Origin of the sequence: Geodermatophilus aquaeductus (assembly GCF_900182545.1) — a bacterium.
In the GTDB taxonomy this organism is placed as follows: domain Bacteria; phylum Actinomycetota; class Actinomycetes; order Mycobacteriales; family Geodermatophilaceae; genus Geodermatophilus; species Geodermatophilus aquaeductus.
This window is the reverse complement of sequence record NZ_FXTJ01000001.1, coordinates 745,448-768,903: the sequence shown is the minus strand read 5'-3', so window position 1 is coordinate 768,903 and position 23,456 is coordinate 745,448. Positions and strand designations below refer to the sequence as shown.

Annotated in this window: 26 protein-coding genes; 17 read left to right on the top strand and 9 right to left on the bottom strand. The window is 76.9% G+C overall.

The window, feature by feature from the left end; all coding sequences use genetic code 11:
* Positions 1 to 93: 93 nt before the first annotated feature.
* Positions 94 to 357 carry a hypothetical protein gene (locus tag FN207_RS03805; protein ID WP_142456974.1) on the top strand — a complete coding sequence of 88 codons (264 nt, stop codon included), beginning with the start codon at positions 94 to 96 and terminating at the stop codon, positions 355 to 357.
* Between the two features lie 6 nt (positions 358 to 363).
* On the opposite strand, the gene FN207_RS03800 is transcribed toward FN207_RS03805, so the two are convergent.
* Both FN207_RS03800 and FN207_RS03795 read right to left on the bottom strand, forming a co-directional pair.
* Positions 364 to 954: a class I SAM-dependent methyltransferase gene (locus FN207_RS03800; protein ID WP_142456973.1), complete on the bottom strand. Its 591-nt coding sequence runs from the start codon at positions 952 to 954 to the stop codon at positions 364 to 366.
* Positions 951 to 2,294 carry a DNA polymerase IV gene (locus tag FN207_RS03795; protein WP_142456972.1) on the bottom strand — a complete coding sequence of 448 codons (1,344 nt, stop codon included), beginning with the start codon at positions 2,292 to 2,294 and terminating at the stop codon, positions 951 to 953. The genes FN207_RS03800 and FN207_RS03795 overlap by 4 nt, the downstream gene beginning before the upstream one ends.
* 56 nt (positions 2,295 to 2,350) lie before the next feature.
* Between FN207_RS03795 and FN207_RS03790 the strand changes: the two genes are divergently transcribed.
* The gene (locus tag FN207_RS03790) at positions 2,351 to 3,178 is read left to right on the top strand and encodes an alpha/beta fold hydrolase (protein WP_142456971.1); all 828 of its coding nucleotides are present in this window, start codon (positions 2,351 to 2,353) and stop codon (positions 3,176 to 3,178) included.
* Positions 3,179 to 3,184: 6 nt separating this feature from the next.
* Here FN207_RS03790 and FN207_RS03785 read toward each other — a convergent pair whose 3' ends face one another.
* Complete coding sequence (locus FN207_RS03785; RefSeq protein WP_142456970.1) at positions 3,185 to 3,559, bottom strand: hypothetical protein; 375 nt, start codon at positions 3,557 to 3,559, stop codon at positions 3,185 to 3,187.
* Between the two features lie 93 nt (positions 3,560 to 3,652).
* Between FN207_RS03785 and FN207_RS03780 the strand changes: the two genes are divergently transcribed.
* Positions 3,653 to 4,081: a DUF6220 domain-containing protein gene (locus FN207_RS03780; RefSeq protein WP_142456969.1), complete on the top strand. Its 429-nt coding sequence runs from the start codon at positions 3,653 to 3,655 to the stop codon at positions 4,079 to 4,081.
* Positions 4,082 to 4,229: 148 nt separating this feature from the next.
* Positions 4,230 to 4,832, top strand: coding sequence for a maleylpyruvate isomerase family mycothiol-dependent enzyme (locus tag FN207_RS03775; protein ID WP_142456968.1), 603 nt, complete (start codon positions 4,230 to 4,232; stop codon positions 4,830 to 4,832).
* Positions 4,833 to 4,838: 6 nt separating this feature from the next.
* On the opposite strand, the gene FN207_RS03770 is transcribed toward FN207_RS03775, so the two are convergent.
* Positions 4,839 to 6,545, bottom strand: a complete 1,707-nt coding sequence (locus FN207_RS03770) for a DEAD/DEAH box helicase (RefSeq protein WP_142456967.1) — start codon at positions 6,543 to 6,545, stop codon at positions 4,839 to 4,841.
* A 69-nt stretch (positions 6,546 to 6,614) separates the two neighbouring features.
* On the opposite strand from FN207_RS03770, the gene FN207_RS03765 reads away from it, so the two are divergent.
* The 8 genes from FN207_RS03765 (at position 6,615) to FN207_RS03730 (ending at position 13,715) form a co-directional block, all read left to right on the top strand.
* Positions 6,615 to 7,463 (top strand): alpha/beta fold hydrolase, encoded by an 849-nt coding sequence (locus tag FN207_RS03765; RefSeq protein WP_142456966.1) that lies wholly within the window; start codon positions 6,615 to 6,617, stop codon positions 7,461 to 7,463.
* A 46-nt stretch (positions 7,464 to 7,509) separates the two neighbouring features.
* Positions 7,510 to 7,962 (top strand): DUF4190 domain-containing protein, encoded by a 453-nt coding sequence (locus FN207_RS03760; protein ID WP_142456965.1) that lies wholly within the window; start codon positions 7,510 to 7,512, stop codon positions 7,960 to 7,962.
* Positions 7,963 to 8,052: 90 nt separating this feature from the next.
* Entirely contained in the window at positions 8,053 to 8,892 is an 840-nt protein-coding gene (locus tag FN207_RS03755) for an AraC family transcriptional regulator (RefSeq protein WP_142456964.1), read from the top strand.
* A complete protein-coding gene (locus FN207_RS03750; protein ID WP_142456963.1) occupies positions 8,889 to 9,284 on the top strand; it encodes a VOC family protein in 396 nt (131 codons plus the stop codon). Before FN207_RS03755 ends, FN207_RS03750 begins: the two co-directional genes overlap by 4 nt.
* Complete coding sequence (locus FN207_RS03745; RefSeq protein WP_142456962.1) at positions 9,281 to 9,598, top strand: hypothetical protein; 318 nt, start codon at positions 9,281 to 9,283, stop codon at positions 9,596 to 9,598. The genes FN207_RS03750 and FN207_RS03745 overlap by 4 nt, the downstream gene beginning before the upstream one ends.
* The gene (gene bluB / locus FN207_RS03740) at positions 9,595 to 11,310 is read left to right on the top strand and encodes a 5,6-dimethylbenzimidazole synthase (RefSeq protein ID WP_246065733.1); all 1,716 of its coding nucleotides are present in this window, start codon (positions 9,595 to 9,597) and stop codon (positions 11,308 to 11,310) included. Before FN207_RS03745 ends, bluB begins: the two co-directional genes overlap by 4 nt.
* A 43-nt stretch (positions 11,311 to 11,353) precedes the next feature.
* Positions 11,354 to 12,988 carry a phosphoglucomutase (alpha-D-glucose-1,6-bisphosphate-dependent) gene (gene pgm / locus FN207_RS03735; RefSeq protein WP_142456961.1) on the top strand — a complete coding sequence of 545 codons (1,635 nt, stop codon included), beginning with the start codon at positions 11,354 to 11,356 and terminating at the stop codon, positions 12,986 to 12,988.
* Positions 12,989 to 13,082: 94 nt separating this feature from the next.
* On the top strand, positions 13,083 to 13,715 hold the full coding sequence (locus FN207_RS03730) for a hypothetical protein (RefSeq protein ID WP_142456960.1): 633 nt from the start codon (positions 13,083 to 13,085) through the stop codon (positions 13,713 to 13,715).
* Between the two features lie 8 nt (positions 13,716 to 13,723).
* On the opposite strand, the gene FN207_RS03725 is transcribed toward FN207_RS03730, so the two are convergent.
* Positions 13,724 to 14,614, bottom strand: a complete 891-nt coding sequence (locus FN207_RS03725; protein WP_246065732.1) for a diguanylate cyclase domain-containing protein — start codon at positions 14,612 to 14,614, stop codon at positions 13,724 to 13,726.
* A 132-nt stretch (positions 14,615 to 14,746) separates the two neighbouring features.
* Between FN207_RS03725 and FN207_RS03720 the strand changes: the two genes are divergently transcribed.
* Both FN207_RS03720 and FN207_RS03715 read left to right on the top strand, forming a co-directional pair.
* Positions 14,747 to 15,691 (top strand): hydroxymethylglutaryl-CoA lyase, encoded by a 945-nt coding sequence (locus FN207_RS03720; RefSeq protein WP_246065731.1) that lies wholly within the window; start codon positions 14,747 to 14,749, stop codon positions 15,689 to 15,691.
* Positions 15,688 to 16,176: a flavin reductase family protein gene (locus FN207_RS03715; RefSeq protein ID WP_246065730.1), complete on the top strand. Its 489-nt coding sequence runs from the start codon at positions 15,688 to 15,690 to the stop codon at positions 16,174 to 16,176. The genes FN207_RS03720 and FN207_RS03715 overlap by 4 nt, the downstream gene beginning before the upstream one ends.
* 13 nt (positions 16,177 to 16,189) lie before the next feature.
* Here FN207_RS03715 and FN207_RS03710 read toward each other — a convergent pair whose 3' ends face one another.
* Entirely contained in the window at positions 16,190 to 18,466 is a 2,277-nt protein-coding gene (locus tag FN207_RS03710; protein ID WP_142456958.1) for a SpoIIE family protein phosphatase, read from the bottom strand.
* Positions 18,467 to 18,708: 242 nt separating this feature from the next.
* Between FN207_RS03710 and FN207_RS03705 the strand changes: the two genes are divergently transcribed.
* Positions 18,709 to 19,536 (top strand): hypothetical protein, encoded by an 828-nt coding sequence (locus FN207_RS03705; RefSeq protein WP_142456957.1) that lies wholly within the window; start codon positions 18,709 to 18,711, stop codon positions 19,534 to 19,536.
* 4 nt (positions 19,537 to 19,540) lie between these two features.
* On the opposite strand, the gene FN207_RS03700 is transcribed toward FN207_RS03705, so the two are convergent.
* Together FN207_RS03700 and FN207_RS03695 are read right to left on the bottom strand one after the other, a co-directional pair.
* Positions 19,541 to 20,038: a hypothetical protein gene (locus tag FN207_RS03700; protein WP_246065729.1), complete on the bottom strand. Its 498-nt coding sequence runs from the start codon at positions 20,036 to 20,038 to the stop codon at positions 19,541 to 19,543.
* Positions 20,031 to 20,396 carry a hypothetical protein gene (locus FN207_RS03695; protein ID WP_142456956.1) on the bottom strand — a complete coding sequence of 122 codons (366 nt, stop codon included), beginning with the start codon at positions 20,394 to 20,396 and terminating at the stop codon, positions 20,031 to 20,033. The genes FN207_RS03700 and FN207_RS03695 overlap by 8 nt, the downstream gene beginning before the upstream one ends.
* Before the next feature lie 62 nt (positions 20,397 to 20,458).
* Between FN207_RS03695 and FN207_RS03690 the strand changes: the two genes are divergently transcribed.
* Complete coding sequence (locus tag FN207_RS03690; RefSeq protein WP_142456955.1) at positions 20,459 to 21,274, top strand: PaaX family transcriptional regulator C-terminal domain-containing protein; 816 nt, start codon at positions 20,459 to 20,461, stop codon at positions 21,272 to 21,274.
* Positions 21,275 to 21,302: 28 nt separating this feature from the next.
* Here the strand turns inward: FN207_RS03690 and FN207_RS03685 are convergent, their stop codons facing one another.
* Positions 21,303 to 22,295 (bottom strand): aldo/keto reductase, encoded by a 993-nt coding sequence (locus FN207_RS03685; RefSeq protein WP_142456954.1) that lies wholly within the window; start codon positions 22,293 to 22,295, stop codon positions 21,303 to 21,305.
* 126 nt (positions 22,296 to 22,421) lie between these two features.
* Between FN207_RS03685 and FN207_RS03680 the strand changes: the two genes are divergently transcribed.
* Positions 22,422 to 23,432: a siderophore ABC transporter substrate-binding protein gene (locus FN207_RS03680; protein ID WP_142456953.1), complete on the top strand. Its 1,011-nt coding sequence runs from the start codon at positions 22,422 to 22,424 to the stop codon at positions 23,430 to 23,432.
* Positions 23,433 to 23,456 lie beyond the last annotated feature (24 nt).

Below are 23,456 nucleotides of genomic sequence, written 5' to 3'. Positions count from 1 at the left end.
CGGCACGGCGTCCCCAGGTTCCTGTCAGCAGGGGCCGGAGTCTCGGACCCGTCGCGGCACCGCACCGGCGCCGCGGGAGCGAGGAGGTCCGCCATGTACCGGAGTACCGAGACCGTCGGCCGGCACGCCTGGGTCCGCACGCCGCGCCGGACGCTGCCGCCGGAACTCACCGCCGACGTCGCCGTCGAGGTGGCCGCGGCGGCGCTCGCCGACCACCCCGGCGCGACGATCGAGTGGCTCGAGGTCGACGGCGCGGGCCTGTTCGAGGCGCACCTGCGCGGCGCCGACGGCCAGACGCTCGTCGTCCACCTCGACGGCGACCTGCGCGTCGTCGGGTGGCTCTCCGAGGTCAGCTGAGCCGGTTCACGCGGCGCGCAGCACCGCGACGAGGAAGTCCGACTCCGCGGTGAACGGGTGCAGGTGCCAGCTCGACAGCAGCACGTCGGGCTCCAGCCCGGCGGCGCGGGCGTCGTCGAGGAAGTCGTCGAAGGCGTAGTCCCGCCCGGCGCCGAACCCGACGACGGCCCGCCCGCCCTCGGCCAGGTGCGTGCGGAACCGCCGCAGCACCTCACCGCGGGTGCTCGGCGCGAGGAACGTGACGACGTTGCCCGCGCACACGATCGCGTCGAAGCGGTCGGGCAGGTCGAGCTCGGCCAGGTCGCCCACCAGCCAGCGCGGGCCCGGGTGGTCCTGCTCCGCGGCGTCGACGAGCACCGGGTCGACGTCGACCCCGGTGACGTCGTGCCCCACCGACGCGAGGTGGCCGCCGACCCGGCCCGGCCCGCAGCCGGCGTCGAGCACCCGGGAGCCGCGCGGCAGCATCGCGTCGACCAGCCGCGCCTCGCCGACGAGGTCCATGCCCTGCTCGGCCAGCGTCCGGAACCGCTGGACGTAGGCGGCCGAGTGGCCCGGGTCGGCCTGCGTCATGCGCACCCACGCGCTCGGTTCCGTCATGCCCCCATCGTCGCCGGGCGCCAGTCCGGCGGGTCGCCCGGGTGCAGCGCGGGGTCGTCGGCGGCCAGCGTGCGCACCGGCCCGGGCGCGGTCAGCGGCCCCTCGAAGCGCACCGTCACCCGGCCCAGGCCGCGGCCCCACACCCAGCCGGGCCCGAGCTCGTCGTGGACGACGTCCTGCCCCGGCCACCACCGGCGGTCGGCCGGCGGCTCGGGTGCGGCCGGCTCCTCGACGACGGCCTCGGTCGCCTCCTGCGGTGCGTCGTCGTCGGCGAACAGGTCGCCCTGCGCGTACTGCGACAGCCCGGAGACGCCGACGCCGACCAGCCGCAGGCCGCCGCCGGTGCCGGCCTCGGCGAGCAGCCGCCGGGCGATCGAGGCGACCTGGCGGGCGTCGTCGGTCGGCTGGGGCAGCGTCTGCGAGCGGGTCATCGTGGTGAAGTCGTAGCGGCGCAGCTTGAGCGTCACCGTCCGCCCCGACAGCGCCGAGGAGCGCAGCCGCTCGCCCACCCGCGTGGCCATCGAGTCGATGAGCCGGTTGAGCTCGGACAGGTCGGTGAGGTCGCGTTCGAAGGTCGACTCCTGCGACACCGACTTGGCCCCGCGCTCGGCCACCACCGGCCGGTCGTCGTCGGCCCGGGCCAGCTGGTACAGCCCGGTGCCGTGCGCGCGGCCGGCCAGCGCCACGAGGTCGGGCAGCGACTTGGCCGCCAGCTGGGCCACCGTGGCGACGCCGACCTGCCGCAGCCGCTCGGCCGTCGCCGGGCCGACGCCGCCGAGGCGGGTGACCGGCAGCGGGTGCAGCACGTCGAGCTCGGTGCCCGGCGCGACGACGACCAGGCCGTCGGGCTTGTCGAGGTCGGAGGCGATCTTGGCCATGAGCTTGGAGCTGCCGATGCCGACCGAGCCGGTCACCCCGCCGGTGGCCTCGGCGATGCGCGCCTTGAGGTCGCGGGCCAGCGCGGTGACGCCGTCGACGGACAGGTCGTGGCCGCCGGCGGCGGCGAGGTCGACGTAGGCCTCGTCGATGCTGACCGGCTCCACCAGCGGCGACAGCTCGCGCAGCAGCTCCATGACCACGTCCGACGTCCGCCGGTAGGCGCCGAACCGGCCACCGAGGAACGCCGTCCCGGACGGGCAGCGGCGCCGGGCCTCCGCCGTCGACATGGCCGAGCGCGCCCCGTAGGCGCGGGCCTCGTAGGACGCCGTGGCGACGACGCCGCGCCCGCCGGTCCCGCCGACGACGACCGGCCGGCCGCGCAGCGAGGGCTTGTCGCGCTGCTCGACGGCGGCGAAGAACGCGTCCAGGTCCAGGTGCAGGACGCTCGCCTCCCGCCGCACGCTGCCGATTCTCCCCGTCCGTTGCCGCGCCGTCGCGCACCCGGCAGGCTCCGGCCGTGGCGGACCGGCGGGCGGCGTTCGACACCGCCTACGACGCCGCCCTGGCCCGCTGGCCGGTACCGGTGCGGTCGCGGGAGGTCGGCACCCGGTTCGGCCGCACGCACGTGCTGGTCAGCGGTGCGGCGTCGGCTCCCCCGCTGGTCCTCGTCCCCGGCGGTGGGGCCACCGCGCTGGCCTGGTCGGGGGCGATGCGGCTGCTGGCCGCCGTCCGCCGGGTGCACGTGCTCGACCCGGTGGGCGACGCCGGCCGCAGCCCCGCGACCACGCCGCTCACCACCGCCGACGACGTCACCGACTGGCTGGAGGAGGTCCTCGACGGCCTGGGCCTGCGCGCCGTCGACCTGGCCGGGCACAGCTACGGCGGGTGGCAGGCGCTGACCTTCGCCCTCGACCGCCCCGGCCGGGTGCGGCGGCTGGCGCTGCTCGACCCGACGACCACCTTCGCCGGCTTCTCCCCCGGCTACCTGCTGCACGCCGTCCCGCTGCTCACCCGGCCCACGGCCGAGCGGATGCGCGCGCTGGTGCGCTGGGAGACCGGCGGCCGGCCGGTGGACGGCGCGTGGCTCGACGTCGCGGCCGCGGGCGCGGAGGTCCCGGCCGCGGCCCCGGTGCGCACCCGCCGTCCCGACGCGGCGCGGCTGGGCGCGCTTCCGGTGCCCACGCTGGTCGTCGTCCCCGCCGACGGCCGCGCCCAGGACCCGCGGCGCGTGGCCCGCTCCGCCGCGCAGGTCATGCCGCGGGCGACGGTCGTGCCCCTGCCCGGGGCCACGCACCACACGCTCCCCGCCGGGGCGGAGCGGGCGGTCACCGCGTTCCTGCACTGACCGCCGTCAGCCGAGCGCCAGCACCAGGCAGACGACGGCCAGCACCAGCGCCACCGGCGTCATGACCAGCCGCTCGGGCCGGCTGCGCGAGATCGCGTTGAGGGCCACCCCGAGCGCGAAGTAGCCGGTCAGGACCCAGATGCCGACGTCGACCAGGCCGCGCGGCAGGGCGCGGTACGCACCGGCCGCCTGCAGCAGGACCACGGCCACGACCCCGTAGATCGCGATCGAGACCACGCTCCCGACGCGCAGCCGCGCGGGCAGGACGTCGTGCTGCCCGCCCCACGCGAACCGTCCCAGCGGCGCTCCGCCGACCAGTGCGAGCTGGAAGACGGCGAGCGCCGCGAGGACCACGACACCCACGACCGCGATCAAGATCACGGGAGCACGCTAGCGGCCGGGCGCGGCCGCCCCTCTGGACGGTGGGGCACCGGGGTCCGATCCTGGCGGGGGGCACCCGACAGGAGGCCGCAGATGACCGTGTCCGGGAGTCCGACGACGGCACGGACGACGGGCGGGTGGCGGCACGGCGCGGCGGTCGCCCACCGGTGGGTCCTGCTCCTGCTGCTGGTGGACCTCGTGGTGCAGTTCTTCCTGGCCGGGCTCGGCGCCTTCGGTGGCGGCTTCGACGCCCACCTGACCAACGGGTTCGTCGTCCTCCCCGCGCTGGCCCTGGTGGTCGTCGTCCTGGCCCTGCTCGCCCGTGCGGGCACCCGCGACGTCGTCCTCGCCCTGGTGCTCCTCCTGCTCCTGGTCGTCGGCCAGAGCCTGTTCCGGGCACTGGCCGACGACGGCGCGTTCTGGGGCGGCCTGCACGCCCTCGACGGCCTGGTGGTCCTCGGGATCACCGGCTTCCTGCACGGATCGGCCGTCCGCCGCACGCGCGCCGTCCCGGGGGCGTAGGGCCCCCGGCAGGCTGCCGAGCCTCCGGCGGGCCGGTCCGTCGCCCGTGCTCACGTCGGAACGTCCGTCGGACGGGTGGACCGATGAGTTCCGCACCCGGCGCGCGTCTCCCTGCAGACGCCCGGGACCGGGCGGTGGAGGAGGAGCGATGAGCGACGGGGACGCGGTGGCGGCCTGGGTGGGGCGGACGTACGGGGGCCTGGCCGACGTCCTGGACGCCGAGCCCGGGACCTGGGACGCCGCGACGCTGTGCGCGGGCTGGCAGGTCCGGCACGTGGTGGCGCACGTGACGATGCCGGCGCGGCTGTCGCCGGAGCAGTTCGGCGCCGAGATGGCGGCGGCCGGCGGCGACTTCGGCGTCCTGTCCGACACCGTGGCGGCCCGGGACGCCGCGCTGCCGGCCGCGGTCCTCCTGGACGCGCTGCGCTCGCCGGTGCTGCACGCGTGGCAGCCCCCGGGCGGTGGCGCCACCGGCGCGCTGAGCCACGCCGTCGTCCACTCCCTGGACGTCACCGCCGCGCTGGGCCGGTCCCCGGTCGCCCCGGACGAGGCCGTGGCCGCCGTCCTCGACGCGGTCACGGCCAGTGAGGGCGCGTGGTTCGGCGTCGACCTGTCCGGCGTCCGGCTCGAGGCCACCGACGCCGACTGGAGCCGGGGCAGCGGCGAGACCGTCCGCGCCGACCGCGGTGCGCTGGTGGCCCTGCTGGCCGGCCGCACGCTCCCCGACGGGCGCGCGCTGCCCCGCCGCTGACCGGGCTCAGCCCTCCGTCAGCGCGGCGGGCGGCAGCCAGTCGGCGTCGAGGAGCTCGGCGATCTCCTGCAGCGCGGAGGTGTCCGCGCCCGCCGTCGACCCGCTGACCGCCAGCCGCTCGACCATCACCCGGGCGACCTGCTCCTCGACGGTGTGCTCGGCGAAGGCGACCCGCCACGGCGAGACCTGCCCGTCGCGGTGGGTGCGGCCGGTGACCTGGCGGGCCTGGATGCCGGAGAAGCGCGGCTGGTGGAACAGGCCCACCCGCGGCGTCGTCGAGGCGGTGGTGCCGCCGGGCAGCAGCTCGCCGGCGTGCAGGCTGATCGACGCCGTCACGGTGAACACGCACACCGGCGCGGCGCCGGTCTGGAAGCGCAGCCGCTCGGCCTCGACGTCGAACCGGTCGCGCCCGTAGATGCAGGCGACGGCGATGCCGGAGTCCTGCAGCGCCTCGCGGATCGGGTCGGCGGCGGTCTCGACGAACTCGACCGACACCGCCACCTGCCGCTCGGCCTCGACCTGGGCGCGCACCCAGTCGACGGTGGCCTGCGCCCGGATCAGCCCCGCCTTCTGCCGGAACCGCAGCAGGGCGGCCCGCCCGCGGGCGCTCTGCCGGGACCGGCGCGCCAGCTGCATCTCGGCGCGGAACTCCTGCCACCCGGACTCGTAGGCGGCCTGCTCGGCGGGGGTGAGCGCCACCGGCGTGCCGGTCACCGACACCGGACCCCACGGCGCCGGGCGGTGCAGCGTGGCCGGCGGGTCGCCGTCGGTGAGCCAGGCCTGCAGCCGGGCGAGGTCGGCGCGGCGTCGGTCGGCGTCCTCGGTCCAGGTCCAGCCGTAGCGGCCGCGTTCCACGTGGAACCCGTGCTCGGCGAGCCTGGCCGGGAGGTCGGCCCACGCGCGCAGCGGCTCGCCGTGCCGCTGGGCGAACTGCGGCGCGAGGTAGGGCAGCTCCAGCGGCGTGTGGGCGGGGGTGGCGGTCGCCGCGATGACGAACGGGACGTCCGTCGCGCGGGCCGCACCGGAGACGGCCTTCCAGTGCTTCCAGCGCTGCGTCGTCGTGTGCCGGACCATGTGCGCCTCGTCCGCGATCACCACGTCGAACGACAGCTTCGCCACCTTGGCCAGCCGGTCCCAGGTGGTGACGCACCAGCGCAGGCCGCCGTCACCGAAGCCGCCGATCGAGCGGGTCCAGTGCGGGAGGGTGATCGCCGCCGGGCGGTCGGCGACGACGAGGACGCGCTCGCCGCCGCGCAACTCGCAGATCTCCCGCGCGGCCATCACCGCGGTGCCCGTCTTGCCGACGCCGGGGTCGTCGCCGAGCAGGAACACCCGGTGCCCGGCCGCGGCCGAGGCGACGACGGCCTCCGCGCCGGTGCACTGCTCCTCGCGCGGCACCAGCTGCCGGGCCTCCGGCAGCGGGCGCGGCGTCTCGTTGAGCTCGTCCTCGAGGAAGCGCTCGAGGGTGTGCGGCGGCGGGTCGTAGGGCGCCAGCGCCGGGGGCAGCTGCGCGCCGACCCACACGTGCGCCTGCAGGCCGGCGTGCCACACCGCGCCGGGCGCCGGGGCGCGGAACGGGACGGCGAGCACCCACACCCGCTCGCCCGGGCCCGCGGTGGGCAGGTCGGGGACGGCGGGCCTGCGGGCCGGCGAGCGGCGGCGGGTCGTCGTCCGTCGCGTGGTGGTGGTGGCGGCGCGGCGCCGTCCGGGCATGGTGGGACCTCCCCCGTCGTCCCGGGCACGGTAGGTCGCCGGACGCCGGGGATCTGGTGGAATCGCCGGGTGACCGCCGATGCACCCTCCGACGAGCGGCTGGCCGCGCGGACCGTCGGGGACGCCGGGCCGCGGGTGGTCTTCGTGCACGGCCTGTTCGGCCAGGGCAAGAACTGGACGACGGCGGCCAAGGGGCTGGCCGACCGGCACCGCGTGACGCTGCTGGACCTGCCCAACCACGGGCACTCGCCGTGGACCGACCGGGTCGACTACGGGGACATGGCCGAGCTGGTGGCCGCGGAGCTCGAGTCGTTCGGCGAGCCGGTGACGCTGGTCGGGCACTCGATGGGCGGCAAGGTGGCGATGACGCTGGCGCTGCGCCGGCCCGAGCTGCTGCGGGCGCTGGTCGTCGTCGACATCGCCCCGGTCGAGTACCCGCTCACCGACGGCCGCACCGACGACCCGCACGAGGAGGCCTCCCCCTTCGCCGCCTACATCGCCGCGATGCGGGCGGTGGACCTCGGCGCGCTGCGCACCCGCGAGGACGCCGACCGGGCGCTGCGCGAGGCGGTGCCGAGCACGATGGTGCGGTCGTTCCTGCTGCAGAGCCTGGTCCGCGAAGGTGTCGGGTCCGGCCGCTGGCGGTGGCGGCTGAACCTGGAGACCCTCGAGCGCGACCTCGGCGAGCTGCGCGGCTTCCCCGACCCGCCGCCGGGTGCCACGTTCGACGGCCCGGTGCTCTGGATCGCCGGCGCGAAGAGCCACTACGTGCTGCCCGAGGACCGCGCCCGGATGGACGAGCTGTTCCCCTCCACCCGGCTGGTGAAGGTCAAGCACGCCGGCCACTGGGTGCACTCCGAGCAGCCGGAGGTCTTCGTCGAGACCCTGCGCCGCTTCTTGGAGGTCGTGGAGGGCTGACCCCTCGGAGTGGCGTGACTGGGCCGTGGCCCTGCCGGCTCGTACCGTGCCCTCGCACCCGTCGACGACGGGAACGGGGACGACGGGGGACACCGACGACATGACGCAGTGGAACGTGCCGGGACACCCGGGTGCCGAGGGCCAGCAGCCGCCTCCGTACGGGTACCCGCCGGCGGCGGCCGGCGGGCCGCCGGCCTACGGACCCCCGGCCTACGGGCCGCCGCCCGCGCCGTACGGCCCCGGCTACCCACCGCCGTACGGCTACCCGGTGGCGCGGCGGACCAACGGCCTGGCCATCGCCGCGATGGTGCTGGGGATCCTGTGGATCTACTGGATCGGCAGCATCCTCGCGCTGGTCTTCGGCTACACGGCGCGCAGCCAGATCCGCGAGCGCGGCGAGGCCGGTGACGGGATGGCGATCGCCGGCATCGTGCTGGGCTGGGTGGGCGTGGGTTTCATCGGCCTCGCGCTCGTCGCGGGCATCGCCTCGACCGTCTGAGCCGTCCGTGCACATCCGCGGAGATGCACCGTGCACTTCCGCGGAGGTGCACACCTGGAGCGTGTCGGTCCCCGCTGCCATCCTGGGCGGGTGACCAGCGAGTTCGTCGTGCACCGGCCGCACGCGGCCCTGCGCGGGCTGGTCGCCGACGCCGTCGGCTACCGGCAGCACGGCCTCGCGCCGGGCACGCACCGCGGGCTCCCCTCCCCCACCCTCACCCTGGTCGTTCCGCTCGACGGACCCCTCGACGTCGCCGCGCACCCCGACCCGGCGCAGGCGCCCGGCCGGTACGACGCGCTCCTCGGCGGCCTGCACACCACCCCGGCGCTGATCCGGCACCCGGGCCGGCAGACCGGCATCCAGTTCTCGCTGACCCCGCTCGGCGCCCGCGGGCTGCTCGGCGTGCCGGCCGGGGAGCTCGCGGCGGTCGACGTCGAGGTCGCCGACGTGCTGGGCCCGCTCGGGACCGAACTCGTCGAGCGGGTGCGCGCGGCCGGGACCTGGGACGAGCGGTTCGCCGCCGCCGAGGACGTCCTGCGCCGCGCGGCGCGCCCGGCGGACCCCGCTCCCGAGGTCGCCGAGGCCTGGCGGCTCACCCTCGCCGGCGGCGGGCGGCTGCGCGTCGGCGACGTCGCCCGCCGCGTCGGCTGGTCCGAGCGGCACCTGACCGCCCGGTTCCGCGCCGAGACGGGTCTGGCGCCCAAGGAGGCGGCGCGGGTGGTCCGATTCGACCGCGCCCGCCGGGCCCTGGCCGCGCGGCCGCGTCCCGACCTCGCCGGGCTCGCCGCGAGCGCGGGCTACGCCGACCAGGCGCACCTCACCCGCGAGTGGCGGGCGTTCACCGGGCTCTCCCCGCTGCGCTGGCTGGCCGCGGAGTTCGGATTCGTCCAAGACCACCCGGCGGCGTCCGGGGCAGGCTCGGCGGCATGAGCACCCCACCCCCCACCGTCTGGCCCGCCTTCCGCGCCGCCGACGCCCCCGCCCTCATCCGCTGGCTGGTCGACGTCCTCGGCTTCGAGGAGACCCTCGTCGTCCCCGACGGCGACCTCGTCGTCCACGCCGAGCTCGCCTGGCCGCCCGGCGGCGGGGTCATGCTCGGCTCCGCACGCGACGACGGCGGCTGGCCGGTCCGTCCCGGCGGCAGCGGCGCCTACCTCGTCACCGACGACGTCGACACCGTCTGGAAGCGCGTGCGGGCCGCCGGCGCCGAGGTGCTGCGACCGCTGACCGAGCCCGGGCACGGCGGGAGGGAGTTCTCCGTCCGCGACCCCGAGGGCAACAGCTGGAGCGTCGGCGACTACCCGGGGGCGCCACGGAGATGACCGAGGAGGAGGTGCGCGCGCTGGCCCTCGCCCTGCCGGAGGTCACCGAGGCCGACCACCACGGCCGCCCGTCCTTCCGGCTGGGGACCACGGTGCTCGCCACGCTGTGGGCACCGGGCATCCTCAACGTCATGCTCGGGGAGTCGGAGGCGCGCGCGGCCGAGGGCGGCGCGGTCTCGCTGCTGTGGTGGGGCAAGCGCCTCTCCGGCGTCCAGGTCGGCCTCGCCGCGGCCGACGAGGGGACCGTCGCCGACCTGCTCGAGGAGGCGTGGGCCCGGCGCGCGCCCGCCCGGCTGCGGCGGGACCGCCCGTGACGTATCCCCGGCCGGTGCCGGTGATCGGGGACGCCACCTCGGCCGCCCAGCGCGCCGGCGACCCCGCCGCCTGGGCGATGCCGGAGGAGGCCGCCGGCCTCTACGCCGTCGTCGCCGCGCGCCGCGACGTCCGCCGCTACCGCCCCGACCCGGTCCCCGACGACGTCCTGCGGCGGGTGCTCGCGGCCGGGCACGCGGCGCCGTCGGTGGGGCACAGCCAGCCGTGGCGGTTCGTCGTCGTCCGGGACCCCGCCATCCGCGACCGCGCCGCCGTCCTCACCGACCGCGAGCGGCTGCGCCAGGCCGCGCAGATGGAGCCCGACGCCGCCCGCCGGCTGCTGGACCTGCAGTTGGAGGGCGTGCGCGAGGCGCCGCTGGGGATCGTCGTCTGCTGCGACCGGCGGACCCCCGCGGCCGGCGTGCTGGGCCGCGCCACCTTCCCCGACGCCGACCTGTGGAGCTGCGCCGCGGCCATCCAGAACCTGTGGCTGGCCGCCCGCGCGGAGGGCCTGGGCATGGGCTGGGTGACGCTGTTCCGCCCCGAGGAGCTGGCCGGGCTGGTCGGGCTGCCGGACGGCGTGGCCACCCTCGGCTGGCTGTGCCTGGGCTGGCCCGACGAGCGCCCGCCCGCGCCCGGGCTGGAGCGGGCCGGCTGGTCGCGGCGGCTGCCGCTGGACGCCGTCGTCATGGAGGACCGCTGGCCGGCCGATGACGGCGGCCCCGCGGCACCGCCCTCGCACCTGCGCGCCCCCGACCGCGAGGCGGTGGTGGGCGCCCGCGACGAGGCCGACCGGCTGCTCACCCCGCCCGGCTCGCTCGGCGTGCTCGACCGCGCGGTGGACCGCGTGGTGGCGCTCGGCCGCGGCGGGGTCGCCGGCGGCACGCTCGTCCTCGCCGCCGCCGACCACCCGGTCGCGGCGCGCGGCGTCTCGGCCTACGGCGGGCACGTCACCCGCGACGTCGTCCGCGCGGCGCTGGCCGGCACCTCGGTCGGCGCCACGGCCGCGGCGGCGGCGGGGCTGACCGTCGTCGTCGTCGACGCCGGGGTGGCCGGCGACCCGCTGCCGGGCGCGGTCGACGCCCGCCCGGCCGGACCCCGCGGCGACCTGGCCTCCGCCCCCGCGCTGACCCCCGACGACGTCGGGCGGCTGCTGGCCGCCGGCCGGGCCCTGGGCTCGGCGTGCGACGGCCTGCTGGCCCTCGGCGAGGTGGGCGTGGGCAACACGACCGTCGCCGCCGCGCTCGCCGCCGGCCTGCTGGGCGCCGACCCCGCCGACGTCACGGGGCTCGGCTCGGGCGCCGACAGCGAGGTGCTCGACCGCAAGCGGTCGGTGGTGGCCGCCGCGCTGGCCCGGGCCGGGACCGGTCTCGACCCCGCGGGCGCGCTGGCCGAGCTCGGCGGGCCGGAGCTCGCCGTCCTGACCGGGGCGGTGCTCGGCGCCGCGGCGGCGCGCACGCCGGTCGTGCTCGACGGGTTCGCCGTCTCGGTGGCCGCGCTGGCCGCCGTCCTGCTCGAGCCGGGCGCGCAGGCCTGCCTGGTCGCCGGGCAGCGCAGCCGCGAGCGCGGCCACGACCTCGTGCTGCAGGCGCTCGGCCTCGAGCCGCTGCTGGACCTGCGGCTGCGCGCCGGCGAGGGCGCGGGCGCCGCGCTGGCCGCCGGCCTGCTGCTCGACGGACTGCGGGTGCGCCGCACCACCGCCCGCGTGGGGTGACCCCGGTCGCCACCGGGGGGTCGGCCGGGCCAGGATCACGGGTGTGACCGATCCCCGCGCCGGCCAGCCGGCCTCCCCTGCCGACCTGGTCGACGTCGCCTCGCTGGTGACCGCGTACTACACGCTCGTGCCCGACCCGGCCGAGGTCGCGCAGCGGGTGTCCTTCGGGACCTCGGGGCATCGCGGGTCGTCGTTCGACACCGCGTTCAACGAGGCGCACATCCTGGCCACCACCCAGGCGATCTGCGAGTACCGGGCGGCGCAGGGCTACGACGGGCCGCTGTTCCTCGGCCGCGACACCCACGCGCTGTCCGAGCCCGCGTGGGCCAGCGCGCTGGAGGTGCTGGCCGCCAACGACGTGACCGTGCTGGTCGACGCCGCCGGCCGGTACACGCCCACCCCCGCGGTCAGCCACGCGATCCTCGGCGCCAACCGGGGGCGGACGACGGGGCTGGCCGACGGAATCGTCGTCACCCCGTCGCACAACCCGCCCCGTGACGGCGGCTTCAAGTACAACCCGCCCTCCGGCGGCCCGGCCGACACCGACGCGACCTCGGTCATCGCCGCGCGCGCCAACGAGCTGCTCGCCGCCGGGCTCGACGGCGTGAAGCGCATCCCCTTCCCCCGCGCGCACGCCGCCGCGCAGCGCCACGACTTCCTCGGCACCTACGTCGACGACCTGCCGTCGGTGCTCGACCTCGACGCGGTCCGGTCGGCCGGCGTGCGCATCGGCGCCGACCCGCTGGGCGGCGCGGCGGTCGACTACTGGGGGGCGATCGCCGAGCGGCACCGTCTCGACCTCACCGTCGTCAACCCGCTGGTCGACCCCACGTGGCGGTTCATGACGCTGGACTGGGACGGCAAGATCCGCATGGACTGCTCGTCGCCGTCGGCCATGGCCTCGCTGATCGGTCGCCGCGAGGAGTTCCAGGTGGCCACGGGCAACGACGCCGACGCCGACCGGCACGGCATCGTCACCCCCGACGCCGGCCTGATGAACCCCAACCACTTCCTCGCCGTCGCGATCTCCTACCTGTTCGCCCACCGGCCGGAGTGGGGCGCCGACGTCGCCGTCGGCAAGACCCTGGTGTCGTCGTCGCTCATCGACCGGGTGGTCGGCGGGCTCGGGCGGCGGCTGGTCGAGGTGCCGGTCGGCTTCAAGTGGTTCGTGCCCGGGCTGCTCGACGGGTCGGTCGGCTTCGGCGGGGAGGAGTCGGCCGGGGCGTCGTTCCTGCGCCGCGACGGCGGGGTGTGGACGACGGACAAGGACGGCATCCTGCTGGCGCTGCTGGCCAGCGAGATCCAGGCGGTCACCGGCAGCTCGCCGTCGCAGCTGCACGCCGAGCTGGTCGCGCGGTACGGCGAGTCGGCCTACGCGCGGGTGGACGCGCCCGCGACCCGCGAGGAGAAGGCCGCGCTGGGCAAGCTGTCGCCCTCCGACGTCGCCGCCACCGAGCTGGCCGGTGAGCCGATCACCGCCAAGCTCACCGAGGCTCCCGGCAACGGCGCCTCGATCGGCGGCCTCAAGGTGGTCACGGAGAACGCCTGGTTCGCCGCCCGCCCGTCGGGGACCGAGGACGTCTACAAGGTCTACGCCGAGTCGTTCCAGGGCCCCGAGCACCTCGCCCGCGTGCAGGAGGAGGCCCGCGCCGTCGTCGGCGCCGCCCTCGGCGGCTGACAGGGGCGGCAGGAATGGCCATTTCTGCCGCTTCCGGGTGGGGACACGCAGGCGGGAGACGGGAGGGCAGCGGCGGCGTCGGCAGACTGGGGGCATGACCGGCCAGCCGTACGAGCAGGAGTGGGACGCCGTCCCGCCCGGGTCCGTCCCCCCGCCCCCACCGCCCGCCTACGGCCGGCCCCCCGCGTACGGCCAGCCCGCCCCGTACGGCGCCGTGCCGCCCTACGGCGCGGTGCCGCCGTACGGCGCGGCCCCGTACGGCCCGCCGGCGCCCTACGGCCCCGGCTGGGCGGCGGTGCCGCTCGCGCCGCCGGCGTGGCCGGACGGGCCCGGGCGGCCGGGATCGGCGACCACCGCGGCCGTGCTCGGTTTCGTCACCGGTGGGCTGACCGCGCTGGTCTCGCTGGCCCTCCTCGTCGCGGTGCTCACCGGCAGCGAGGACGACCCGATCACCACGACGCTGCTGCTGGGCCTCCCCTGCGCGGCCGGGTTGATCACCGGGGCCGCCCGGCTGCTGGGCCGGCACGCCCCCACCGTCCTCTTCGCCTCCGCGCTGGCCTCGGTCGTCGTGCTGTTCCTCGCCCTCGTGGTCGGGGCCGCCGGTCAGGACGCCGACGACGTCGCCGGGTTCAGCGTCTTCCTCGTCCTGGCGCTCCCGCTGCCGGTGGTCACCGCGGTCTTCGCCCGGCTGCCGCGCACGCTGGGCTGGGCGGGCTCCCGCCCCTGAGGCGCGGGTCAGCGGCGGCTGGCCTTGTCGGCGTACATCGCCGAGTCGGCCTCGCGGACCACCGCCTCCTGCGCCACCTCGGGGTCGACCCCGCCGTCCACCGAGCCGATGCCGATGCTCAGGCCCACCGGTACGGTGGACGCCCCGATGACCAGGGTCCCCGGCAGCGCCTCGCGCAGCCGGCCGGCCAGCACCTCCGCGTCGGCGCGCTCGGTGTTCTCGCAGACGACGGCGAACTCGTCGCCGCCCAGCCGCGCCGCGGTGTCGCTCGCGCGCAGCACCGACGTCAGGTGCCCGGCCACCGCCACCAGGACGGCGTCGCCGGTGGGGTGGCCGAACTCGTCGTTGACCGCCTTGAACCCGTCGAGGTCGAGGACGAGCACGCAGGTGGGCGTGTGCTCGCGGTGCCCTCGCTCGAGGGCGTGGCGCAGCCGGTCGTGGAACAGCAGCCGGTTGGGCAGCCCGGTGAGCGGGTCGTGGGCGGACAGGTGCAGCAGCCGCGCCTCGAGCGCCTTGCGCTCGGTGACGTCCTCGACGACGAGCACCAGGTGCGGTGGGGTGCCCCCCGGCGTGCCGGCCACCCAGGACGCCGTCACCTGCACCGGGACGACCGCGCCGTCGGACCGCACCAGCCGGCACTCGTGCCGGCTGCGCTCGTGGGTCTGGCGCAGCTCGTCACAGACGGCGACCGCGCCGGGCAGGTCCTCGGGGTGCGTGGCGGCGAACAGCGTCGTGCCGCGCAGCGTCGCGGAGTCGCGGCCGAGCAGTTCCCCCAGTGCGGCGTTCGCCTCGATCAGCACCCCCTCGGGGGTGCTCAGCGCTACGCCCATCGGTGAGTTGGTGAAGGCACTCCCCAGGTCCGGGGGCGGCAGCGTGCCCATGGCCTCGCCGACGTCCACGTGCACCACCTCTCAGTCCGCCCCCTCGTTGTACCCACCCCACTCATTACCGGATGGGTTCCACGTGGAACCTCCTGACGAGGCAGGATGGGCAGGTTCCCCCGTCCAGGCGAGCAGACAGGAGGGCAGCCGGTGCCGTCGGACTTCGACCTGGTGCTGCCGACGGCCGTCGACATCCGCGAGGTCGGCATGCGCGACGGCCTGCAGCTGGAGGCCCCCGTCCCCCTCGAGGGCAAGCTGGCGATGCTCGAGGCGCTGGTCGCCACGGGCGTGCGCCGCATCGAGGTGACGTCGTTCGTCAGCCCGAAGGCGGTGCCGGCGCTGGCCGACGCCGACCGGGTGGCCGCCGAGCTGTCCCGCTGGCCCGACGTGCACTGGTCGGCGCTGGTGGCCAATCCCCGGGGCGCCGTCCGCGCGGTCGACGCCGGGATCGCCGACCTCGAGCTCGTCGTGTCGGCCTCCGACGGGCACAGCCGCGCCAACGCCGGGCGCTCGACGGCCGAGGCCCTGGCCGGCGTCGGCGAGGTGGCCGCGCTGGCGCACGGGGCGGGCGGCTCGCTGGAGGTCGTCGTCGCCACCGCCTGGGACTGCCCCTTCGACGGACGCACGCCGATCGCGCGCACCGTCGACGTCTGCCGGGCCGCGGTCACCGCCGGCGCCGACGCCCTGTGCCTGGGCGACACGATCGGGACGACGACGCCGGCCCGCGTCGTGCGCCTGCTGCACGCCGTCCGCCGGGCCTGCCCCGGGACGCCGGTCGCCGTCCACTTCCACGACACCCGCGGCACCGGCCAGGCCAACGCGCTGGCCGCCGTCCAGGCCGGGGTGACCCAGCTCGACGCCTCGATCGGCGGGCTCGGCGGCTGCCCGTTCGCGCCGGGCGCCAGCGGCAACATCGCCACCGAGGAGCTCGTCTACTGGCTCGAGGAGTCCGACGTCGCCAGCGGGATCGACCTCGACGCGCTGCTGACCGCCGCGCGGGTCACCGAGTCCGCCGTCGGCCACGAGCTGCCCAGCTCCCTGTACCGGGCGGGTGGCCGCTCGGTGCCGCGGGCGGCCGCCGGCACGACGGCGTGAGCGGGCCGGTGGAGGTCGTCGACCCCCGCGTCATGCGCGACGTCCTCGGGCACTTCGCCTCCGGCGTCACCGTGGTCACCGCCGACACCGACGACGGCCCGATCGGTTTCACGTGCCAGTCGTTCAGCTCGCTGTCGCTGGACCCGCCGCTGGTGGCGCTGGCGCCGGCGCGCACCTCGAGCACCTGGCCGCGGCTGCGCGACCTCGGTCGCTTCTGCGTCAACGTCCTGGCCGAGGACCAGTCCGGGCTCTCGGCCTCCTTCGCGCGCTCGGGCACCGACAAGTTCGCCGGGGTCTCCTGGCGACCCAGCCGGCACGGCTCCCCCGTGCTCGAGGGCGTCGTCGCCTGGATCGACTGCGCGCTGTGGGCCGAGTACGACGGCGGCGACCACACGATCGTCGCCGCCCGCGTGCTCGACCTGGGCGCCGACCACGGCCGCCGGCCGCTGCTGTTCCACCGCGGCGGCTACGGCCTCGCGGACTGAGCGCGCGGGGGTCCTAGAGGAAGCGGACGGCGATCAGCGCGACGTCATCCCGGCCGTCCAGGGTGCCGCTGACCGCGGCGTCGCACAGGGCGCGCGGCGAGGCGTCGGCCGGGGTGGCCGCCAGCCGCTGCACGAGCGCCTCGATGCCCTGGTCGAGGTCGGACCCCGGCGTCTCCACCAGCCCGTCGGTGTAGGCCAGCAGCGTCGAGCCGGGCGGCAGCTCCATCGTGCGGGTCGCCCGCTCGGCGTCGACGTCGACGCCCACGAGCAGGCCCGTGACACCGTCGACCGGCCGCACCTCCCCGTCGGGCGAGCGCAGGACCACCGGCGGGTGCCCGGCGTTGGCCATCTGCACGGTCCAGTTCCCGCCGGGCTCGGCCGGGGGGACGGCGCGCAGGTAGGCCATCGTGGCCAGCGAGGCGACCCGCAGGCCCTGGACCAGCCGGTCGACGCGGGTGAGCACCGTGCTCGGGTGCGGGTCCGGGGCGTCCCACAGGCAGGCGCGGATGAGCCCCCGCAGGTGCCCCATGGCCGCGGCCGCGGCGACGTCGTGGCCGACGACGTCGCCGATGACCATCGCCACCGACCCGTCGGGCAGTTGCAGCAGGTCGTAGAAGTCCCCGCCGACGTCGGCGGCCGTGGAGGCGCTCACGTAGTGCGCGGCCGCCTCCAGACCCGCCACCTCGGGCAGGTCGGGCAGGAGCGAGCGCTGCAGGGTGTCGGCGACGACGTGCTCCTGCTGGTACAGGCGCACGTTGTCCATGACGAGGGCGGCCCGCCGGGCCAGGTCCTCCACCAGGCCGACGTCGTCGGGGGTGAAGGGTCGCTCCGGCGAGCTGCGCACCAGCGTGATCGCGCCCCGGGTGCGCCGGCGGGCGACCATCGGCGCGCTCAGCGACGACGCCGCGCCCAGCCGCCCGGCGATCTTCTGCGCCACCGGGGAGGCCATCGCGCTGTCGAGCGGGTCCGGCAGGCGCTCGACGAGCACCGCGCGGGAGGTGCTGATGCTGCGCTGGCTCGGCGAGTCCGGCGGCAGCCGCATCGCGTGGCCGGCGTCGAACTGGCGCAGGTCGGTGCGCAGCCGCTCGCGGTCGCGGGAGGCGAACTCGCGCACCTCACCGGCCTCGTCGACGAGCGTGACGACCACCCAGTCGGCCAGCTGCGGCACGCAGAGCGTAGCCAGCCGGTCGAGCAGGTCGGCGACGTCGAGGGTGGCGATCAGCGTGCTGGTCGCCTCGGCCATGAGCGCGAGCCGCGCCTGGGCGCCCTCGGCCTCCCGCTGGGCCCGCTCGGCGTCGCTGCGCGCCTGCTCGGCCACGGCGCGGGCCAGCTCGGCCTCCTGCCGGGCGGCCTGCTCGGCGGCGAAGGCGGCCTCGCGCTCGGACTCGACCCGGACCCGCTCGGTGACGTCGGTCTGCACGCCGACGAAGCTCACGAGCTCGCCCTCGCCGTCGAACACCGGGCTGATGGCGACCTGGTTCCAGAACGCCGTGCCGTCGCGGCGGTGGTTGAGCAGCGTGACGGTGACCGCCTGCTGCGCGGCCAGGGCGGCGCGGATCTGGTCGACGGCCCCGGGGTCGGTGTTCGAGCCCTGCAGGAAGCGGCAGTTGCGGCCGACCGCCTCCTCGTAGGAGTACCCGGTGATCCGGGTGAAGGAGGGGTTGACCCACACCAGCGGGTCGTCCGGCTGGCGGGGATCGGTGATCGTGAACGCGATGTCGGTGGCCACCACGGCCCGCTCCCGCAGCGCCTGGAGCTCGGCGTCGGCGTCGGCGGTGCCGCCCACGCTCTCGACCTCGAGGAGGACGACCAGCGACAGCGCCTGGGTGCTGCCCGGCTGCGACAGCGGGAAGCCGGTCACCCACAGCAGCCGGCTCCCGTTCTCCTCGCCGTCGGAGACCCGGTCCTCGTCGGTGCTGCGGGCGGGTGAGAGCCGCACCGCCTCGCCGGTGACCGGCAGGCCCTGCGCCACCAGCGACAGCGGGCCGCTGGTGCGCGCGAGGGGAGCGCCGCCGAGGTCGGTGAGGCCGGCCGAGGCACCCCAGGTGTCGACGTCGACCGGCAGGCGGACGTTGCCGGCCATCTCGACCGCCGCGCTGTTGGCGTAGGTGACCGAGCCGGACTTCTGGTCGATGAGCAGGACGGCGACCGGGACGTCGGCCAGGACCGCGGGCAGGGCGGTGGACGCCGACTGCGCCTCGCCGTGCTCGGAGACGAGGGCGGTGGCGGCGCTGACGATGCCGGCCTGCCGGCCGCCGGCCCCGTCCGCCGGCGAGGTGGCCTCGGCCATCGCGGCACGCGTGCGCGGGGGGATCCCGTCACCCGAGGGTGCGTCCGTGGGGGCGGTGGCGCCGGGGAACACCCCAGGTGGGGGCGCCTGTCCCGGCTGCGGTCGGTCGTCCGGTCGCACGCAACGAATCTACCGGCTGTCCCGGGGTCGCTGCCCGCGAGCGAGGGGTGACCTCCCCCGCGCAGGTGTGCCCGCCGCCCAGGAGGGCACCCCAGACGGCGACACCTCGGGAGGGAGACGCCATGGGACTGCTCGACCGGCTCCTGGGCCGCCGCCGCGCACCGGAGCCCGCCGGGTACGGGGGCTACGACGGCTACAGCGCACCGCAGGCAGCACCGCCGGCCCGGCCGGCACCCGGCCAGCGCGCACCGCTCACCGACCAGCAGGCCGTCGAGCGCTACCGCTACCTGCTGCGCACCGCGCCGCCCGACCAGATCGAGCAGGCGCACGCCGAGGCCTTCGGACAGCTCACCCCGCAGCAGCGGCAGGAGGTGCTCACCCAGCTCGCGGCCGGGGTGCCGGCGTCGGAGCGGCCGCGCAGCGACGACGCGCAGACCCTCGCCCGCGTGGCCACCCGCGCCGAGCTGCGCCAGCCCGGGTTCCTCGAGCGCACCTTCAGCGGCTACGGCGGTGGTCCCGGCTACGGCCCGGGCTACGGCCCCGGTTACGGCGGTGGCGGCTACGGCCCCGGCTACGGCGGCGGGTCCGGGCGCGGCATGGGCGGGTTCGGCGGCTCCCTCGGCGGCAGCCTGCTCGGCACCATCGGCGGCCTCGTCGTCGGCACCGCCGTCGCCGACGCCCTGTTCGACACCGGCCTCGGTGACGGCGGCCTGTTCGGCGGCGGTGACGAGGAGGCCTACGCCGAGGGCTACCAGGACGGCGCGGGGGCCGACGGCGGCGGCGACGCCGGTGGTGGTGACTACGCGGCCGGCGACGGCGGCTACGGCGGGGACCCGGACGCCGACTTCGCCGGCGGCGCCGACAACGGCTACGACGGCGGGGACTTCGGCGGCGGGGGCGACTTCGGGGGCGGGGACTTCGGCGGCGACTTCGGGGGCGGCGACTTCTGAGCGCTCAGGCCCGGCCGGGACCGTCCTCCGGGGCGGTCCCGGCGGCTTCCTCCCCGGCGGCCTCCTCCCCGGCCGCCTCCTGCCCGGCCGCCACCTCCGCCTGGTGACGCAGCCACAGCAGGCCGAGCACCGGCAGCACCAGCGGCACGAAGCCGTAGCCGCGGCCGAACGCCGACCACACCGTCTCGTCGGGGAAGGCGGCCGGGTCCAGCAGCGACAGGGTGCCGACCACGAGGACGCCGGCCAGTTCGACCGAGCAGGCGACGAGCGCCGTCCGCCGGCCGCCCCGCCCGCCGCGGGCCAGGCCCACGGTGGCCACCACGTAGACGACCGCCGCGAGCGCCGACAGCAGGTAGGCCACCGGCGCCTCGTCGAACCGCGTGGCCAGCTGCACCGCGGCCCGGGCGCCCGCGGCCAGCGCGAAGACGGCGTACACGGCCACCAGCACCCGCCCGGGGCCGGCCGCCGTGCCGCCCGGCCGGGTGCCGGCCGGCTCAGGCACCGGGGGCCTCCCACAGCTGGACCAGCCGCCAGACCATCACGGCGGTGACCAGGGACGCCACGGCCAGCACGGTCCCCGCCCAGCGGCTGGGCTCGGTCCGCGACCACAGCACGCCGGCCACCGGCAGCAGGACGACGCCGGCGAGGTACCCGACGAAGGTCGCCGTCTCCGGGGGCCGCTGACCGCCGGCCAGCGCCGCCCCCGCCACCACCGCCTGGACGACGAGCAGCACCTCGAGCACCGCGGCACCGGCGAGGTGGAGCAGGCCGATCCGCCGGCGGGCCAGCGTGGAGGCGAGGCCGGCGAGCGCCACGAGGACGGCGACCGCCGTGGCCGACCAGACGAGGAAGGGGGTCATCGCCGTCCATGATCCCGCGTCCCCCGCGGGAGCCGGTTGCGGGCACGGGGTAGTCATGGGGCATGACCGTCCGCGACCTGGTGGTGGACCTCTGCACCGAGCACCTGGACGCCCTCGGCGGCGACCCGGTGTCCCTGCAGACGCTGGTCCAGCTGCTGGCCGCCTGCGGCGTGGCCGAGCCCAGCACGCGGGTGGCCGCGGCGGCGCTGCGTCGCTCGGGCTGGCTGAGCGCCTCGCGGCGCGGCCGGGAGACGCTGCTCCTCCCGACGGCGCTGCTGCGCGAGTCGGTGGCCGCCCGCGACGAGCGCGTCCAGCGGCGGCTGGACCCGTGGGACGGGCAGTGGCGGATGGTCGTCTACAGCGTCCCGGAGACCGACCGGGCGGCCCGCGAGCGGGTGCGCCGCGGTCTCGCCCGCGCCGGGTTCGGCCCGCTCGCGCCGGCCACGTGGGTGTCCCCGCACCCGTCGGCGCTCGACGAGGTGCACGCCGAGCTGGCCGGCGAGCGCACCTCCCGGCTGGACCTGCTGACCGCGCACGTCGCCGACCCGCGGCTGTCCGACGGCGACCTCGCCGCCCGCTGCTGGGACCTCCCCCGGCTGGCGGCCGCCTGGTCCCGCGTGCTCGACCGGCTGCGCACCGCCGCAGGGACGGTGCCCCAGGGCCCGGCCGCGCTCGCCCTGCACCTGCGGCTGCGCGCCGAGCTGCGCGCGGTCCTCGCCGCGGACCCGCTGCTGCCCGCGCCGCTGCAGCCGGCGGGCTGGCCGGCGCGGGACGTCCGCGACGCCTGGGCCGACACCGGCGCCCGGCTGGCCGCCGCGGCCCGCGAGCACGTCGCCGACGTCCTCGGCGTCGTCCTCCCGCGGGCCGCGGTCGCCTAGTGCCCGGCCTCCGCCTGGTGCGGGGCCGTCACCGGTGCACGCCGGACATGTCGGGGTAGCGGTCGCCCACCGCGGCACCGACGGGGGCGGCCTCGTCGAGACGGCGCAGGTCGTCCTCGCCGAGCTCGACGTCGGCGGCCGCGGCGTTCTCCTCCAGGTAGTGGACCCGCTTGGTGCCCGGGATCGGGACGACGGCGGGGTTGCCCGCGCGGTCGCTCTGCGCCATGACCCAGGCCAGCGCGAGCTGTGAGGCGGTGACGCCCTTCTCGTCGGCGATCTCGCGCACCCGGTCGACCAGCCGCAGGTTCTGCGCGAACGCCTCCCCCTGGAAGCGCGGGTTGTGGCGGCGGAAGTCGTCGGGCGCCAGGTCGTCGACGCTGCGGATCTGCCCGGACAGGAAGCCGCGGCCGATCGGCGAGTAGGCGACGAAGCCGATCCCGAGCTCGGCGCAGGTGGCGAGGACGCCGTTCTCCTCGGGGTCGCGGCTCCACAGCGAGTACTCCGTCTGGACCGCGGTCACCGGCTGGACGGCGTGCGCGCGGCGGATGGTCTCCGGCGCGGCCTCCGAGATCCCGGCGGAGCGGACCTTGCCCGCCTCGACCAGCTCGCGGATCGCGCCCCAGGTGTCCTCGACGGGGACGGTGGTGTCCACCCGGTGCTGGTAGTAGAGGTCGATGACGTCGACGCCGAGCCGCTGCAGCGAGGCGTCGCACGCCTGCCGCACGTACGCGGGCCGGCCGTTGATGCCGCGGAAGGAGCCGTCCTCACCGCGCTCGTTGCCGAACTTGGTGGCCAGCACCACCTCGTCGCGGCGGCCGGCGATGGCGCGGCCCACCAGCCGCTCGTTGGTGAAGGGCCCGTACATGTCCGCGGTGTCGAGGAAGGTGACGCCGAGGTCGAGGGCGCGCTGGATGGTGCGCTCGGCCTCGGCCTGGTCCCCGGTGCCGTAGAACTCGCTCATCCCCATGCACCCGAGCCCCAGGGCGGGCACGGACAGCGATCCCAGCATGCGTGTCTGCATGCCCCGCTCCTGCCCGCCGGCCCCCTGGTCCAACCCGGGGACCCCCGATACGAGACGCCGGCGACCGGTGTGGCAGGTTAGGCCAGGCTCACTTAGGGCAGCCTTTCCTACTCGACCTGGAGAACCATGCGCACCGCGTCCCGGCCGTTGGCGGCCGCCTCCCTGTCCCTCGCCGCGGCGCTCGCGCTGACCGCCTGCGGTTCCGACGAGCCCGTCGCCGAGGCCGCCACCGAGGGCGGGACGGTCACCTGGACCTGGGACCGGAACGTCGCCGCCGAGGACCAGGACCCCGAGTTCGAGGAGACGACGGTCGAGGTCCCGCAGGACCCCGAGCGCATCGTCGTCTTCGACCTGGCCAGCCTCGACACCATCGGGGCGCTGGGCGGCGAGGTCGCCGGGGCACCGCTGGACTCGGTGCCCGACCACCTCCAGCAGTACCTGGCCGACGACGCCTTCAACGCGGGCACCCTGTTCGAGGCCGACCTGGTCGAGATCGAGTCGCAGCAGCCCGACCTGATCGTCATCGGGGGCCGCTCCTCGGCGCTGTACGAGGACCTCAGCGAGATCGCGCCGACCGTCGACCTCAGCCTGCGCGGCTCGTACACCGAGACCCTGGAGCGCAACACCACCTTCCTCGGCGAGGTGCTCGGCGCGGAGGACGAGGCGGCCGCAGCGATCACCGAGGTCGAGGCCGGCCTGGAGGAGGCGCGGGCCGCCACCGCCGACGCGGGCACGGGGCTGGGCCTGATGGTCTCCGGCGGCGAGCTGAGCGCCATGGCCCCCGCCGGGGACGACGCCAGCGGGCGCGGCGCGCGCGGCGGTCTCATCTACGACGCCTTCGGCGTGCAGCCGGTCGTCGACGACATCCAGGCCGCCACGCACGGCGAGCCGGTGTCGTTCGAGTTCCTGCTCGAGACGAACCCCGACTACCTGTGGGTCGTCGACCGCGACGCCGCCACCGGCGAGGAGGGCGCGCAGGCGGCCGCGGCGGTGCTCGACAACGACATCGTCCGGCAGACGACGGCCGCGCAGCAGGACCAGATCGTCTACCTCGACCCGGTGGCCTGGTACGTCGTCTTCGGTGGTCTCGACACCACGCAGATCATGATCGACGACGTCCTGCAGATCGCCGGCTGAGCGATCCCCGCCCGGCACCGCTCC